Here is a 16518-nt window from a genome sequence, read left to right as displayed (position 1 = left end):
TTGACCCCTAGAACAGAGGACGGCTGGCAAGTAAAAGGTGAATTGCCACAAGTGACCGTGACAGAACAAGCCCAAACGGTCACGATCCAATATGAGCGACAAACTGGCGGAGCGATCACAGTGAACCACGAATTTATCGGTGCTCCGACCATGAACAGCAGTGAGCGATTCACAAACGTAGGAAATGTGGGCGATCGCTTTGAATTGACCCCTAGAACAGAGGACGGCTGGCAAGTAAAAGGTGAATTGCCACAAGTGACCGTGACAGAACAAGCCCAAACGGTCACGATCCAATATGAGCGACAAACTGGCGGAGCGATCACAGTGAACCACGAATTTATCGGTGCTCCGACCATGAACAGCAGTGAGCGATTCACAAACGTAGGAAATGTGGGCGATCGCTTTGAGTTGACCCCTAGAACAGAGGACGGCTGGCAAGTAAAAGGTGAATTGCCACAAGTGACCGTGACGGAAGAAGCACAAACGGTCACGATCCAATATGAACGACAAACTGGCGGAGCAATCACCGTGAACCATGAATTTATCGGTGCTTCGACTATGAATAGTAGTGAGCGATTCACAAACGTAGGAAATGTGGGCGATCGCTTTGAGTTGACCCCTAGAACAGAGGCTGGCTGGCAAATAAAAGGTGAATTGCCGCAAGTGACCGTGACAGAACAAGAACAAACAGTCACGATCCAATATGAACGACAAACTAGCGGAGCGATCACCGTGAACCATGAATTTATCGGTGCTCCGACCATGAACAGCAGTGAGCGATTCACAAACGTAGGAAATGTGGGCGATCGCTTTGAATTGACCCCTAGAACAGAGGACGGCTGGCAAGTAAAAGGTGAATTGCCACAAGTGACCGTGACAGAACAAGCCCAAACGGTCACGATCCAATATGAACGACAAACTAGCGGAGCGATCACCGTGAATCACGAATATATTGATGAGCCGTCATTGAATATGAGTGAAATTTTTACAGATGTAGGAAATGTGGGCGAGCAATTCGAGTTAATACCAAAACTACTTGCAGGCTGGCAAATAAAAGGTGAATTGCCACAAGTGACAGTAACGGAACAAGCACAAACGGTCACGATCCAATACGAGCGTAAAATTGGCGGTCAAGTAGTCGTTAACCACATTTTTGAGGAAACGTCTGAAAAAAATCGAATGGACATTCTACTTGGACGTTGGGGAGAAGCTTTTAAGGCAGAGCCAATGCAAATAGCTGGTTGGGAAGTGAAAGAAACCATCGGTCAACCTACAGGTGTATTTACAGACGCGGAGCAAGAGATAAATTTCATCTATGTTAGAAGTGAGGAGCAGCCGATACCAGAGGAAGACAAACCTAATGATAATAAGGATAAGCACCCTGAAACAAAACCGGTAGACCAAGGATCGAATAAAACACCACCAACTAAAAAGAATAATGGAGTTACAATCAGAAGAAAAGAAGAGAAGCGTTCGCTACCAAAATTGAATAGTCAAGCAGGAATTTCCTTAACTGTAGGAGGGACGTCAATCGTTGCATTTGTCTTTTGGAAACAACTAAAAAAGCGAACTAAATGTAAAAACAAATGATACCAATCATTGACTTAAAGGAGGAGTTTAATGATCACCAATGAACAGCCTGATCCAGAGGTAAAAACGTTGCAAAAAACATCGTTGAGAACACCTAAATATGGTTTTATGGGACTAAAATATTTAGGAAGATTTGTCGTCAAGGTGACGAAGATGATCAAAAATAGAATCACAAAAAAGAAAGAAAAAGAACAATCACCTTTAGAAGCATCTGCTAATACGACGAAGGCAGCTAAAAAACAACCTGTCAAAGCGGAAGCTGCGAAAGAAAAAGCGCCTGTTGTAAAAAATATCGCAACAAAAACCAATCGGAATCTTTTTCAGTTTTTATATAAATTAGGAGCGAACTTCATGAAGTTTGATCTATTAAAGAGTATAAAAACACTCGGAATCGGAGCGACATCTTCACAACGAAGGATTAAATCAGCCGAAGTCAAGTCAGAAAAAGTGGTAAAACAACAATCCGTTGCTAAAGTCAAAAAATTAAGTTTTGCTACAGTAAAAAAAGAGGCGATCAGTAAAAGTAATAAAATCAATCAATTATCAAAAAATAATCAGTTAACAAGAAGACCATCATTGCAAAGATCATAAGGAATTTTCATGATCAATTTGAGCCATCCTGATTGGAGGAGAAACAATGGAACATGAGCGTATGAGTAATGAGCAACGAAGAATAGGCCGTGAAACTAAGCGAATCCAAGCAATGAAAAGGATAGAAGAAAACAAGAGAGAGCAAGAACGCGTTTATTTAGAGAATGTTCGATCGTCAGAAGCATTCAAACGTGCGTTACAAAAAAATAAAAAATAACAAATAAGTCATTTGGTTCATGGATAATAGCGTGAAGACAGATCAAGGATTTCTTTAAGAAAGTGGGAATGATAAATGGATGAACAACTCGTAAAATTAAATCAAAGAATTGAACGTATAAAAGATATCAATGATCCTGAATATGATCACTTAGTAGCAGAGAGAAATAAGTTGCGACAACAAATTGCTGCACGGAATGAAAAGAAGTCCACCGTTCAATCTAGTAACTCGAGAGCTATTGAAGTAAAATCAGATCCTGAAAAAATTCAGCAGTTAACGGAAAAAATCTCAACAATACAAGTGAAAATAGACCGCATCAAAGATATGAGTGATCCTCGCTATGAACAATATAAAGCGGAGAAAGCACAGTTGATTCAAGAAAGAGAATCAGAAAGACTTAAATCAGGTCAGGGTAGTAAATCGACAAAAAGAATAGACATATCAAGCCAAATGAAAGGGTCGGCACCAATTGTTCAAGCAGATTTAAAACAAGCCAAAAAAATGATTCATCATGAACTTGATGATCATTTTGAAAAATTATCCGTTTTTTTTGATCAATATAAATTTCAGTATGATTCATCAAATGATGAGAAAAATATTAATGAATTAGGTGATAAAATCATAATGCATAAAAAAAGATATGACTTGAAGATGGATGCTAGTTTCAAGGATGCGGGTTTCTATGGCAGGTTTAAACAACATCAAACACAAAGTGAATTAGCACTTGGTAATTTCATTGAAAACTGGAAAGAAGATCAAGGTTACTACCGAGATACTCATTCCGTTTTTGAAAAAATCCATGAATTAAAAGAAACAATCCTAAAAAATCATAACTTAGAAAAATACAATATGAAAGTCAACACGAAACAAAATGAATTAGCCGAATTACAAAGTAAAAAACAACGAATCAATTTTTTTAGTAAGTATATTTTTAACCGACAAAAATATCGTCAGTTAAAAAGTCAAATTAATGAATTGAAAAATGATTTAGACATCGTACAAAAAGCTCGATTACTAGCTATGAAAGGCGATTATTCAAAAGCAGAGACTTTATTCAATGTGAGTGAGCGTACGGGAACTTCTCATGAAGTGAAGCAACGAAGACTGACACAAAAAACATTAACACCTTCCTTAGCGACAAATATTGCCGGTCCCAGTAAGCTACACGACAAAATGGAAGCAAGCGTAAGCAAATCAGCAGAAATCATGCAACGCAAGAGTTCAGAGAAATTGCGTAGTTCTTCCCCTAAAGAGCAACGCGCATAAAAAAAGTACCTCTAATCGATAAAATTTTTATCGATTAGAGATATCAATGATTAATTGTCTGATGAATAGTCACGTTGTTAATTTATAAGAACTCTAACAAAGAAAGAATATTCGCTTGTTGAAACAGCTAAAAGTTAAGGAGTACCAATGAAAAGCAAAAAAAATAGTAAAAAAATAATCATCTTAATGACCGTATTAGTGATTCTTTTGACCCATCTACCTTTTCATTTTGCCTATGGATCAGAAACTAGTGAATCTGCACCCGAAAGCCAAAATGATCCAAGTTTAGGACTAGAGAGAAATGCAACAATCACATTTGAAACAAGTCCTTCAGAAGGTGGTAGACCTAGTTTTGCCCCTCATATAAATCCGCCATGGGGAAGTTTATTATACACTATCAGTGCAAATCCGAACCAAGGGTTTCGTTTTGTTCGATGGGAGCTAATCAACGGATTGAATGCTTCGATAAGCAATCTAAATGAAGAAACAACAATTCTTAGTATCTCTACTGGTGGCCCTATAGGACCACCAGTGCATGAGACGATAACGATACGAGCAATCTATGAGAGGGTTTATAATTTAACTTTCCAATCTTCTCCAATTGCTGGAGGAAATCCAAGAGCGGATCAAACAATACTGGCACAAGGTGAAACGACCACGATCCATGCCAACGTTTCGAATGGATATCGCTTTGTTCAATGGGAACTTGTTTCTGGAAACACGACTATCGCAAACCGAACGAGTCAAAGTACATCCATTACGATGGGGGCAGGAGATTCGTCAATTCGAGCAGTCTATGAACAAATCACTCATAGTGTGAGTGTTCAGGCCAATCCAACGATTGGTGGCAATCCTACGGCTTCAGCTTCATCCGCCGCCCAAGGAGCAACCATCAATTTGAATGCGAATCCAGCTGTCGGATATCGGTTTGTCAATTGGCAGTTTCTAACCCAAAACGGAGCGACGATTACAAACAGTAATCTTGCGAATACTAATTTGCGAATGGGAACGGGATCTGTGATTGTTCAAGCCAATTTTGAACGCTTGCAACAAGGCAGTGTCATCGTACGATATGTGGATGAAGTGGGAAACGAGTTGGCTCAAAGTGATATTTTAACGGGCTTTAGCGGAGAATCCTATCGCACAGAAGCAAAAGCAATTGAAGGCTGGGAATTGCTTGCAATCCCAGTAAATGCAACAGGTTTTTTCACGAATGTTGAGCAAATAGTCACCTATACTTATCGGAAGAACCAGCAGTTATGGGGAACTGTCCCTTGGGAATACGACGAGGCAACGAAAACGATCCATTTGTATGGTGGAATCGCTGGATCGGTCCCAGAAGCGCCATGGAAAAGCACTTTCGAAGTTGAAACGATCATTGTCACCAACGAGGTATTTTTACCGGAAAATAGCGCCTCTCTTTTTAACGGGGCAAGACAGTTAGAAAGTATTGAAGGTGTAGGGAATTTTAATACATCTAAGGTAACGAATATGGATGAGATGTTTGCACGTACTTCGGCGCTAAAAGAGCTAGATATTAGTCAATGGGATGTGTCTAATGTAACTAGCATGAGTCACACATTTGCTTGGATGAGCAATTTAAGAAAGTTAGATGTCAGTCAATGGGATGTCTCCAATGTGACAACGTTGAGCCATGCATTTGCGTGGACATCCAACCTTATTGATATAGATGTTAGTCAATGGAATGTTGGGAAAGTGATCGATATGGGGAATTTATTTATGTCTTCCTCTTCGCTAGCTGAATTAGATTTGAGCAATTGGGACACAAGAGATAAAGATATTAGGGGCATGTTCCATCTTGCATCAAGACTTTCATCCCTTAAATTAGGAGAAGAATCAGTTATCGGAAATACCAGCTTACGAACTATCGTACCTACAGCGGAGTATACAGGACGATGGGTGCTTGAAGAAAGTTTGGATAGTTCAGTTCGAACCATCGCGTTTGAGAATTCAAACGAATTTATGGCAAATTATGACGGAAGTCATCCAGGAACTTATGTATGGGAGCGTTCTCGTCCGGAAGAATTAGTGGCTGCATTAGAGCCATTAAGTGACCAATCGATAGCAATCACTGGCTGGATGACAGAAGTAACGGATAATCGAACGATCACTTACCAAAATACAGCGGGACAAACAGTCACTGTAACCAAAGAATCACCGAGGATCAAGTGGGGAGATTACCAAGATGCAGATCAACGGATTCGACAGTTTGAGATACCCTTAACAGAAAATGAGCGTTTAGCAACAGATACAGAGGTAACGCTCACTGTTGCTAAACCATCCGTCGAAACAACTGGTGATTTGACGATTGAAAAAAAGGTAATCAAAGGTCTCGACTACACTGCAAATCACTTCACATTAGAGCGTAAGAAGTTAGAGGCATTAACCAGTGAAGCAGAACTCCATGAATTGATTCTGAAGGAAAGTCAGGCAACAGCACACGATGTTTTGACACAGGACGACCGCAGTCAGGAAATTAAAATCGTGGCTACAGATTTAACTAAGGATGATGTGGACGATGGCACGTATTTCGCCACATTTCAAGTAGGGAACAAAGCCTATCAATTTACAATAGGCATTGATGTTAATTCGAAGATCCATCATCTAAAAGTTTCCATACCGACGAAAATGGTGTTCGAATCCCTCTACCAAGGCGAGGAAACTAATCGTGAATTTGTTAGTCCAGATTACGAGATCCGTAATCATTCAGATCTTTCTGTTGATACGTATGTAAATCAGTTCATTATTGAAGATGATGCAGGGGTCATCTTGTTAAGAGAGGATGAGAATCCTTTAGATCACGCGCCATTGCAAGAAGGACAACCGAAAAACTTCTCTGATATCAAACAACCACTATTGGAATTACAGTTGATGTCTAATGAAACCAAAATTTCTTTATATGGACGAAGAAGTGAACAACGCTTGGCACAAGTTGCACCATACTCAAGTGTCCCTTTCCATTTGACCGGTCGATTTTATGGGCCCTATCCTAAGTGGATCGCGGAAAGTGACAATGAACAAGGGGGCTATTATCAAGATTCATTCGTTCCTACCTATCGTATGATTTTACGATTTGTTCCCAGATAGCGGGCATAGATGTACGAGATAAAAGAATGATAATGACTAGGAGACGTTCAACCAATGAGTGAAACAAAACGAAGGAATCAACAAAAGAAACGACGGAAGAACGGCGTCTTATTATTGTTTGTTTTTTTAATGGTGATGACTGTTGCTAGTTGGTATTGGTTTAGTCAAAAAGAACCCACTCCAGTTATCAGCGCGGATTTGTTACCTGAAATCAGTGATGCAAGTGATCAACGGTTTTCTGAGCGTGCGCAAGAACTAGCAGATGCAAATTATTTCACCTTGCAGATCAACCCAGAAGCAGTTTTCGAAAATGGCAGAAGTCGTGGATCGATCGAAATCGTCAATCCTGGCACGAATATTTATCCGATTGCGGTCGATATCACGATCAATGATACGAAAGAAGTGATTTATTCTTCTGGCGCGATTTATCCCAATCAATTGATTGAAGCGGTGTATTTGAAGCGACCTTTAGAAAAAGGAGAATATCCTGCAACAGCGACAGTCAATATCTATGATCCAGAAACCAAAGAAAAACAAGGCGTAACCGAAGCAGAAATTAGCATATTGATAAAAGATTAATCCAATTTAAGTGAGGCTACCTAAATGAAAAAAGCAACAAAATTAGTATTAAGTATTCTAACAATTACAGGAGTATGTATTAGTGGAATTACCGCTTTTGCTAGTCCAGTCCAAACCATCGATGGGCGAGAAGGCGCAACTTCTGGAGATATCACTATAAAGGGGATCATCGGTGAATTTGATAATACAAAGCCTGGTCCAAATCCAGAAAATCTCGATCAATGGATCAATGTGACCCTACCGACGACAGCTATTTTCCGGACAACAGAAGAATCTGAGCATAAAAAGATTACTTCTCCGGCTTATCATGTGACGAACCATTCTGCGCTAAGTGTGCGAGCTTCCGTCTCAAATGTGATAGAAGTCAAAGAAATGAGCGAAGTGGATCGACTAATGATCAATACGATCGAATTATTTAAAGACGGAGTTTCGACAGTTGCAACTACGCCTTTATTCACCTTATCTGGTAATGAGGGGAATCATACAGTTGGTAACTTCCGATTTAGTGGGGATGCGACACCGAGAAATGCTTCCGTAGAAAGTAATCCGAGTTTTAAACTAGTATTAAATTTTGCAGTAGAGGAATAAAGCAAATGGAAAATCTACTATCAGATAGTAAGATGAGAAAGTCTAGAAGTAAAAAATGGCAAGTTTTATCGGTACTACACATACTTCTTATTATCAGCTTATCCTTTTCAACCTTAGTTAAGGCAGAAGAGGTGCAATCCACTCACAATATCAGAGTATCTGGTACGATTGGATCGACTGTTGAAGAAACAAAAGAAACAAATAAGCATCAGACACTAGTCGCTGATCTTTCTGCAATCACTCAAAAAAATCTACCGGAAACTGGAACAGTAGTAAATCAACGAATCGTTTTCTTAGGCTATCTGTTGATTGGTATTTCTGGGGGAGTAGTTTTGTTTTGTAGGAAAAAAAATATCCTATTGAATACTTTAAATGATCGATCTAGTAGAGCAATGATCATTGAAAAATAACAGAAAACGAGTAAACAAAAAAGCCATCCGCAGAGGATGGCTTTTTTCTATTGGTCAGTCACTACTGTTTCTTGACGAAGCTCGAGTAGAAGGTGCAGTTCGTGTTCCACTGTCACCGCCAGCAGCATTTGTATCTTCAGAACTTGGTGGCGTAGCAGAGGATTCAGGTGGTGCTTCCTCGCTAGAAGAGGCTGGTGGTTCTGTAGAAGGCACGCTACTTGGTTCAGTTGGTTCACTACTTGGTGGTATCGACTGTTCAGAGCTACTAGGTTCAGTCGTTGAGCTTGTAGAAGTCTCAGGAACAGTTTCGCTAGTTGAAGAGTCTGGAACAGGAGTTACAGGAACGACCGCAGATGAAGAAGGAATCGTCGTTGACGGCACCGTAGCGTTTGAATTGCCAGATGATGATGCATTTCTAAAGAATAATTCACCACCAGAACGGTACAGCCCGCTAGGCATCGTCCAATCCGTATTTGTCACATTTGCGGAGACAAATTTCATCAATTCGCGATAAACATCTGAAGCTACGTCTGTTCCAGTGGAAGTGATCGGAGTCATTTTATCATTGTATCCCGTCCACACAGAAATTGCATAATTCGGTGTGTAACCAGCAAATAAAATATCTGGATAAACGCCCGTTGAGGTACCTAACTTAGCATATTCCTCGTCCGTATAATTAGATGTTCCTGTTTTACCTGCTTGAATCAACCCTGGGATTGCGGCATTCGTACCAGTTCCGCGAGTAATCGTATCTTTCAAGATGTCAGTAACCATATACGCTGTTTCTTCAGACATCGCTCTTGTTCCTTCTGGTTCAAACGTTTCTTCAGTGCCATCTTGGAAAACGATCCGATTAACGTATTGTGGTTTATAGTAAGTGCCACCGTTTGCTAAGGCAGCGTATGCTGCGGCCATTTTTTCAGAAGAAGCACCGTATTTTGTACCATCTTGTTGTTCAGTATTACTTGAAATCGCATTTGACTGATGGATCGTGCTATATTCGATTCCTAAGCTACTCAAGAATTCAGCAACTTTATCTGCGCCAACTTCATTGAATAGCTTGACTGCCGGGACGTTTCTTGAAAGGTATAACGCTTGGCGCAAGGTGATCATTCCCATGTAACGGTTGTCCCAGTTCGTAACAGGAATAGAAGTTCCTTCATAATTGTAGGGTGCATCGGCGATCAATTTGCCAGTAGAATAGTTCAATTCTTCAAATGCTGGCGCGTAGTCAGTGATCGGTTTCATAGTTGAACCAAAGTCACGAGAGGTATTAACAGCTAAGTTATTACCTAAAGCGACATCATCCGGAATGTTTCTTCCACCAATCTGCGCTGTGACTTGTCCAGTATTGACATCGATCAATGTAGTGGCTACTTGCATTTGATCATCTGGATATGCAACGTATTGATCTGTATTCACTACATCATATAAGTGTTTTTGGGCATTCAAATCTAAGTTCGTATAAATATCTAAGCCATCGGTATAGACATTCTTGTCTGTTTTAGCATGGACTTCATTGATGACCTCTTTGACATAATTGTCGACGATCCGTGTATTAGTGTCTTCTTGAGTTAATTCTTGCAAGCCATCCGTGATCGGTGTATTGATCGCTGTATCGTACTCTGTTTGAGAAATTTTTTCATTTTGGAGCATCGTGTACAAGACAGTGTCACGACGTTTTTTTGCTTGCTCTGGAAACTGGTAAGGATCATAAGCTGACGGTGCTTGAGGCATTCCTGCTAAAAGCGCGGTTTGCGGTAAATTCAATTCGCTTAATGTTTTTCCAAAGTAAGATTGAGCCGCTGTTTCCATGCCATAAAGACCGTTAGACATATAGACTTTGTTGACATAGTAGGTCAATATCTCTTGTTTTGATTTCGTTTGTTCCAGTCTGACAGCCATCCAGGCTTCTTGGGCCTTACGTCTGATTGTTTGGTCTTCGGTACTAGTGGAGAAGAAAGAGAGCTTGATCAGCTGCTGAGTCAACGTACTACCACCTTGTAAGCCGCCAGATGTGAAGTTGGATAATGCGGCACCGATGATCCGAACAGGGTCGACACCGATATGTTTGTAAAATCTTCGGTCTTCGACTGACACGATGGCATCTTCAAGTGTCTTTGGCAGTTCGTTGGCAGAAATTTTTTCTCTTTTTTCTGCTCCTAGATCCTCAAATAACTCGCCATCTTTCGTATAAAGTTTTGACGAAACTGTTGCATCCAGTTTTTCGTCTGTCAAAGCAGGAGCATCTTTGGCATAAAACCAAAAAAGTCCGACCCCTGCGAGAAAAGCGATACAGATCAAGGAAAGACCAATTAAAAGAATACGTGTGATCAATCCTTTTCGATCTTTTCCAGTGCCTTTTTTCGTTGATTGTTTTCCTCTTTTCTTTGGAGAAGAAGAGGAGGTGCTTCTTTTAGAAGATCTTGTTTGGTTAGTTGGCATTCTTTGGTTCTCCTTCATTAGATTCTAAGTACTGGTCGATTGCTTGCAAGTATGGAACACGAGGGGCAAAACCACTTGGAATCTCGATTCCTAATTCTTCGATCAATGAAAGCGGCAAGGATTTTCTTCCTTGTGTCTGTTGTTCGTTCCAATAGTGGATTAAATGTGTACTATCTAAATAAAAACAACGCTGTAAGGCAGAAAACCATAAAAGTACAAAACAGATTCCTCCTTGTTTTTGACAAGCTTCCATATGTGAGATTTGATGGGGATGAAAATTTTTAAATGGAAATGAAGTTTTGTTTTTTGTCTCTTTTGCTTCAAAATCCAAATAGAAACCTCGATAGACACCGTTATAATCAGTTGTAGAAGCTTGTGTAAAATAAGCTTCTTTAATGACAGCGGCACTACGTCGAGGGTAGTCAACTTTTACGATTTGAACCGGTGTTGGCTTTTTATGGATAACAGCCATTTGATGGGCCAGATAATACTCGTTGCTTTCATTGATGGCTTCTTCAAATCGCATCCCGCGATTGCCAAACTCCGTATTTGGGTTCCTTTTTACTTGTTTTTTTTCTTTGGACGAGGCATCCTTGATATAAGGACGGCCATTTGGATAGCGTAAAACCATGATCGAATCACTCTCCTAGGCCACATTATAGCAAAAAAGCACAGAGAAAGAAAAGGAAACTGGAATGGATACAATAAAAGTAATGTATATCTCTGGTTATCGCAGTTTTGAATTAGGCATATTCAAAGATAATGACCCTAAAATGACAGTTATTAAAAAAGTTTTAAAAAATGAATTGACCCAATTGGTGGAAGAAGGATTGGAATGGGTGATCATCAGCGGTAACTTAGGCGTCGAATTATGGGCAGGTGGAGTCGTCGCTGAAATGAAGGCGGATTATCCAGAATTGAAGCTTGGGATCATTTATCCGTTTGCAGAGTTTGGCAATGGTTGGAATGAGAACAATCAGGAAAAGAAAAGGCTGGTAGAACAGCTTTCTGACTATCGTGAGTCGGTGAGTCACCAACCCTATCAATCACCAAGTCAACTAAGGAATCATACCCAATTTATTCTACAACATACAGACGGGACACTATTGATTTATGATCCAGAATATCCTGCAAAAATAGACTATTTTTTTAAGGATGCACAAAAATACCAAGGGAGTCATCCTTATGAGATTCGAACCGTCAGCATGGATGATTTGCAAAATTTTAGTGAATAAAATAATATAGTGTTTGATTTATCAAGTCTTTTCCGATACAATAAAAAAGTAGAAACGTTAATACGTAAATGAGAACTAGAGGTGTAAATATGGCGAATTTGATTTATAGTCCTAAAGACATTTTACAACAAGAATTCAAAACAAAAATGCGCGGATATGATCCGATCGAAGTTGACGAATTCTTAGACAATATTATCAAAGATTATGAGAATTACAGCAAACAACTCCTTGCTTTACAAGAAGAAAACGATAAATTAAGTGCAAAAGTCGCTCAATTATCGAAAAACCAAGGAGCAGCTCCAAGTCGTGCACAACAAACAGAAACTCCGAAAAGTGCGGCAGTAACGAATTTTGATATTTTAAAACGTCTATCAAATCTTGAACGTGAAGTATTTGGTAAAAAATTAGATGCACAAGCAGGAAATGTACCACCAGTAACGCCTAATCCAAACAACTATACAACAACAAATGAACATGACAACGAAGCAACACGTCAGTTTTAAGCAATGAATCGATTTGTGGTTTTCGGGTAATCGCGGTCTGGCTTTGACCAGACTGAGGAAAGTCCATGCTCGCACAGGCTGTGATGCCTGTAGTGTTCGTGCTTAGCGAAAAAATAAGCTAAGGTACTCTTTTAGAGTAACGGCAGGAAAACAAGCTAAGGTTTCGGCTATGCTTCAGTATCCTTGAAAGTGCCACAGTGACGAAGCGAACGAGGAAACTTGTTCGGTGGAACGCGGTAAACCCCTCGAGCGAGCAACCCAAACAACGGTAGGGGCGCTTTTTGTCGGGGAATCAGAACGAGACAAAAGGGCAGTTGATCTGCAGATAGATGGTTACCGCTTTGTTTTTTCTCCCTGGAAAAACAAAGTACAGAACATGGCTTATAGAAAACCACATCTTCAGGGAATAAATCGATAGGCGAATAACAGCCTACAAAATCAGTACTAACAATAGCTTTTTCCTACATCCGATCTTTTCACATAGAAAAGATCGGATGTAGGAGATTTAGAAGAGGGTGTGACGGAAGCGCACAGCTCCAAGAATGAAGCAGCAACATACGAAAATAGCTTGTCGTATTTTTGGGTGTTGTTGCTTATTTTCTAAGGGCTGCTTCTGCCACACCATTTGTTTGATTATAGAGGACGAAGGTCATCATACCTCTTTTTGATTGATAAGGAGAATACAATGGATAAAAATAGAGAATTCAATTTAATAGCCACAGCGGCCAGCGGGCTAGAAGCATTAGTAGGAAAAGAACTGAGAGATCTTGGCATCGAGTGTCAAGTCGAAAATGGTCGTGCGCGTTTCAAAGGAACGATGGAAACGATTGCTACAACCAATCTATGGTTGCGTACAGCAGATCGTATCAAGATCGTCGTGGGTGAATTTGATGCTCGTACGTTTGATGAATTATTCGAGCAAGTCAAAGCGTTGCCATGGGAAGATTATCTTCCTTTAGATGCGTCATTCCCTGTAGCTGGAAAATCGATCAAATCGACGCTTTATAGTACACCAGACTGTCAAGCCATCACTAAGAAAGCAATTGTTGAAAGACTACGTACGTACTACCATCGTCCGTCTACTGTGCCGTTGACAGAAACCGGTGCACATTTCCAACTAGAAGTTGCTTTATTGAAAGATCATGTGTTAGTGACCCTTGATACGACTGGTCCAAGTCTGTTCAAACGCGGTTATCGTTTGGAAAAAGGTGGTGCCCCATTAAAAGAAAATATGGCAGCAGCTTTAGTGATGTTGACGAACTGGCGAAAAGATCGTCCGTTTTATGATCCGGTTTGTGGTTCAGGAACACTCTGTATCGAAGCTGCATTGATCGGTCATAATATCGCCCCTGGTTTCAATCGTGAATTTGTGTGTGAGACGTGGGACTGGTTCGATCCGGCAATCATGGAAAAAGTTCGTGCAGCGGCGGAAGAACAGGCAGATTATGATATCGAATTAGATATCACTGGGTCTGATATCAATGGTCAATTGATCGGTATCGCCAGAGCTAATGCGGAAGAGATCGGTTTAGGAGATTCCATCACTTTCCAACAACGGGCAGTGAAGGACTTCAAAACGGAAAAAGAATACGGCGTCATCGTTGCTAATCCCCCTTACGGTGAACGCTTAGGTGAAGAAGAGTCTGTTCGTCGTCTCTACAAAGAAATGGGTGAGGTCTTCCGACCATTGAAAACGTGGAGTAAGTACATCTTGACAAGTGATTTGGCATTTGAAGAATTTTACGGACAAAAAGCAACAAAAAAACGTAAATTATACAATGGTGCATTGCGCACAGATCTGTTCCAATATTGGGGAACTCGGCCACCAAGAAAAGAACGGACTGAAAATGAATAACTAGGATATAAGTATAGACACCTAAAAACCATGGTTGGGACTTTAAGACCTTTGGCCCTATGATTTTTGGAGGAATTGAAAATGAATGAACAAGCAAAAAAATATTGGAAAGAATTTTGGCAAGGCGAAGTCCCTCCAACAAATGTTACTGCAGAGCAGTGGGGGTGGGAAGGGACACCGATGGCAGATGAATTGGCGGATTTGATTTTAAAGGGGATCAAAACGGCGTCATGTTCATCATACGATGAATGCCTGTATTACGATGCAGACCCTTTATCTAAAATCGGAAGTTATACCATTGTTTTAAATAGTAAAGACGAACCTGTAGGCATCATAAAATATACAGATATGACGATAATGCCAATGAATGAAGTAACAGAAGAAATTGCCTGTGCTGAGGGTGAGGGTGATTTGAGCCATGATTACTGGTATAAAGTTCATAAAAAATTTTTTAGGGAGTTACTGCCCCAAATTGGAAAAGAATTTTATGAAGAGATCCCCCTTGCTGTTGAACGGTTTGAATTAATCAACGCAAAGGAAATGTCGTAAAAGTAAGTGAGCTATAACTATTGGATAAATGATAACTAGGATAAGTTGGAGGATTTTTGGATGAATGAAAAGGAATTTTTGAAAGAAGTCAAAGAAATCGATTTAATGGGTCAAGCGTTAACAGTATTGGACTGGGATATCCAAACAGGCATGCCAGAAAAATCAAGTGAAGAACGCAGTGAAGTCAACAGTTATTTATATGGGCTATATTTCTCAAAAAAAGTCGGATCGAAAATCGCAGAAGCAATCGAATACTTCTCTGCGCACCCTGACGAGTTGTCTGATCTTGGAAAAACGGTTTTTGAGAAAGTCAAAGAAGACTATGAATTAGAGCATAAAGTACCGGAAGAATTGATGATTGCTTTAACTTCTGCGACTTCTAAAGCCCACACGAAATGGCAAGAATCGCGTGAATCAAAACAATTTGCTGATTTTGAATCCGCGTTATCTGAAAACATCAAGATCACAAAACAGTTGATTCCATATTGGCGTAAAGAGGAGAAAACAGACTATGATGTGCTGTTGAACCAATACGAACCAGGAATGACCGTAGAGATCTTAGACCAAGTATTTGACCAAGTCAAAGAAGGGATTATGTCCATCCGTCAAGACTTAGTCGAAAAAGGAACAGCACCTGAGACGGATTTTCTTTCACGTAAAATGACGAAGGAACAACAAAAACGTTTTGTAGTCGGTGTGATCAAACAGTTAGGGTATGATTTTTCTAGAGGGCGCTTAGATGACACGATCCATCCATTTATGATCGGGATCAATCGTAATGATGTCCGCATCACGACACGTTGGAATGAAGAGGACTTCAAAATGGCAACGTTTGGAGTGATCCATGAAGCCGGACACGGAATGTATGAACAAAATATTGATGAAAAATATACGTATACACCAGTAGGCGAAGGCACATCAATGGGTATTCATGAGTCGCAATCACTTTTCAATGAAATCATTGTCGGCAGCAACCGCAGTTTCTGGGAAAAGCAGTACCCATTCTTCCAAGAGTGTGCTGAAGGAACCTTTGATGATATTTCTTTTGATGATTTCTATCGTTCGTTACAGTATACAAAAGCAAGCTTGATTCGGATCGAAGCAGACAGTTTGACGTATCCATTACACATCATTATACGTTATGAGATCGAAAAAATGATTTTCAATGAAGGGTTAGAAGTTGAGAAATTACCAGAAGTATGGAACCAAAAATATGAAGAGTACTTAGGTATCCGTCCAACAAACGATTTAGAAGGGATCTTGCAAGATGTCCATTGGTCAGGTGCAAGTTTTGGTTACTTCCCATCTTATGCGTTAGGATTCATGTATGCTGCACAATTATTACATGCAATGAAAAAAGATATCGCTGTTGATGAGATTTTGGCTTCTGATGATTACTCACCGATCAAAGAGTGGATGACAGAAAAAATCCATCAGTACGGCGCATCAAGAAAACCAAATCAATTGATTCAAGAGGCGACAGGAGAAGCATTGAATCCGCAGTACTTGATCGATTTTATGCGAAAACTTTACTTTAGCGTTTATGGTGTTGAAGAAGTCTAAAAAATTCTCAAATAGAAGG

15 protein-coding genes and 1 other RNA gene are annotated in these 16518 nt (G+C 40.1%); 14 read left to right on the top strand and 2 right to left on the bottom strand.

From position 1 onward, the window contains the following. The 8 genes from P3R27_RS11290 to P3R27_RS11255 all read left to right on the top strand — a co-directional run. Nucleotides 1–1590: MucBP domain-containing protein (locus P3R27_RS11290; RefSeq protein ID WP_301399078.1), on the top strand; the 1590-nt coding region annotated here is incomplete at its 5' end. Nucleotides 1591–1620: 30 nt separating this feature from the next. Then, entirely contained in the window at nt 1621–2181 is a 561-nt protein-coding gene (locus tag P3R27_RS11285; protein ID WP_034688147.1) for a hypothetical protein, read from the top strand. Between the two features lie 46 nt (nt 2182–2227). Then, nucleotides 2228–2398, top strand: a complete 171-nt coding sequence (locus P3R27_RS11280) for a hypothetical protein (protein WP_161633738.1) — start codon at nt 2228–2230, stop codon at nt 2396–2398. 75 nt (nt 2399–2473) lie between these two features. Next, on the top strand, nt 2474–3664 hold the full coding sequence (locus P3R27_RS11275; protein ID WP_034688149.1) for a hypothetical protein: 1191 nt from the start codon (nt 2474–2476) through the stop codon (nt 3662–3664). A 147-nt stretch (nt 3665–3811) separates the two neighbouring features. Further along, the gene (locus tag P3R27_RS11270; protein ID WP_051536160.1) at nt 3812–6772 is read left to right on the top strand and encodes a BspA family leucine-rich repeat surface protein; all 2961 of its coding nucleotides are present in this window, start codon (nt 3812–3814) and stop codon (nt 6770–6772) included. Nucleotides 6773–6826: 54 nt separating this feature from the next. Beyond that, nucleotides 6827–7351, top strand: a complete 525-nt coding sequence (locus P3R27_RS11265; RefSeq protein WP_034688151.1) for a hypothetical protein — start codon at nt 6827–6829, stop codon at nt 7349–7351. A 24-nt stretch (nt 7352–7375) separates the two neighbouring features. After that, nucleotides 7376–7939 carry a hypothetical protein gene (locus tag P3R27_RS11260; protein WP_034688153.1) on the top strand — a complete coding sequence of 188 codons (564 nt, stop codon included), beginning with the start codon at nt 7376–7378 and terminating at the stop codon, nt 7937–7939. A 5-nt stretch (nt 7940–7944) separates the two neighbouring features. Beyond that, a complete protein-coding gene (locus P3R27_RS11255; protein ID WP_051536162.1) occupies nt 7945–8349 on the top strand; it encodes a hypothetical protein in 405 nt (134 codons plus the stop codon). Between the two features lie 54 nt (nt 8350–8403). Here P3R27_RS11255 and P3R27_RS11250 read toward each other — a convergent pair whose 3' ends face one another. Together P3R27_RS11250 and recU are read right to left on the bottom strand one after the other, a co-directional pair. After that, a complete protein-coding gene (locus P3R27_RS11250; protein ID WP_034688155.1) occupies nt 8404–10794 on the bottom strand; it encodes a PBP1A family penicillin-binding protein in 2391 nt (796 codons plus the stop codon). Next, entirely contained in the window at nt 10784–11425 is a 642-nt protein-coding gene (gene recU / locus P3R27_RS11245; RefSeq protein WP_034688157.1) for a Holliday junction resolvase RecU, read from the bottom strand. The genes P3R27_RS11250 and recU overlap by 11 nt, the downstream gene beginning before the upstream one ends. Before the next feature lie 64 nt (nt 11426–11489). Here recU and P3R27_RS11240 point away from each other — a divergent pair, with 64 nt between their 5' ends. The 6 genes from P3R27_RS11240 (at nt 11490) to P3R27_RS11215 (ending at nt 16499) form a co-directional block, all read left to right on the top strand. Further along, entirely contained in the window at nt 11490–12029 is a 540-nt protein-coding gene (locus tag P3R27_RS11240) for an SLOG family protein (RefSeq protein ID WP_034688158.1), read from the top strand. Nucleotides 12030–12118: 89 nt separating this feature from the next. Then, nucleotides 12119–12532 carry a cell division regulator GpsB gene (gene gpsB / locus P3R27_RS11235; protein ID WP_010735545.1) on the top strand — a complete coding sequence of 138 codons (414 nt, stop codon included), beginning with the start codon at nt 12119–12121 and terminating at the stop codon, nt 12530–12532. An 18-nt stretch (nt 12533–12550) separates the two neighbouring features. Beyond that, an RNA gene (rnpB, locus tag P3R27_RS11230) (RNase P RNA component class B) lies at nt 12551–12921 on the top strand. Nucleotides 12922–13217: 296 nt separating this feature from the next. After that, nucleotides 13218–14387, top strand: coding sequence for a THUMP domain-containing class I SAM-dependent RNA methyltransferase (locus tag P3R27_RS11225; RefSeq protein WP_010735544.1), 1170 nt, complete (start codon nt 13218–13220; stop codon nt 14385–14387). Between the two features lie 81 nt (nt 14388–14468). Continuing rightward, a complete protein-coding gene (locus P3R27_RS11220; RefSeq protein ID WP_034688159.1) occupies nt 14469–14936 on the top strand; it encodes an ASCH domain-containing protein in 468 nt (155 codons plus the stop codon). Between the two features lie 60 nt (nt 14937–14996). Then, the gene (locus P3R27_RS11215; protein WP_034688161.1) at nt 14997–16499 is read left to right on the top strand and encodes a carboxypeptidase M32; all 1503 of its coding nucleotides are present in this window, start codon (nt 14997–14999) and stop codon (nt 16497–16499) included. Nucleotides 16500–16518 lie beyond the last annotated feature (19 nt).

The sequence above is a fragment of the Enterococcus spodopteracolus genome (assembly GCF_030441955.1).
Taxonomy (GTDB): Bacteria; Bacillota; Bacilli; order Lactobacillales; family Enterococcaceae; genus Enterococcus_B; species Enterococcus_B spodopteracolus.
The sequence above is the reverse complement of the archived record's forward strand: the minus strand, read 5'-3'. Positions and strand labels throughout refer to the sequence as shown.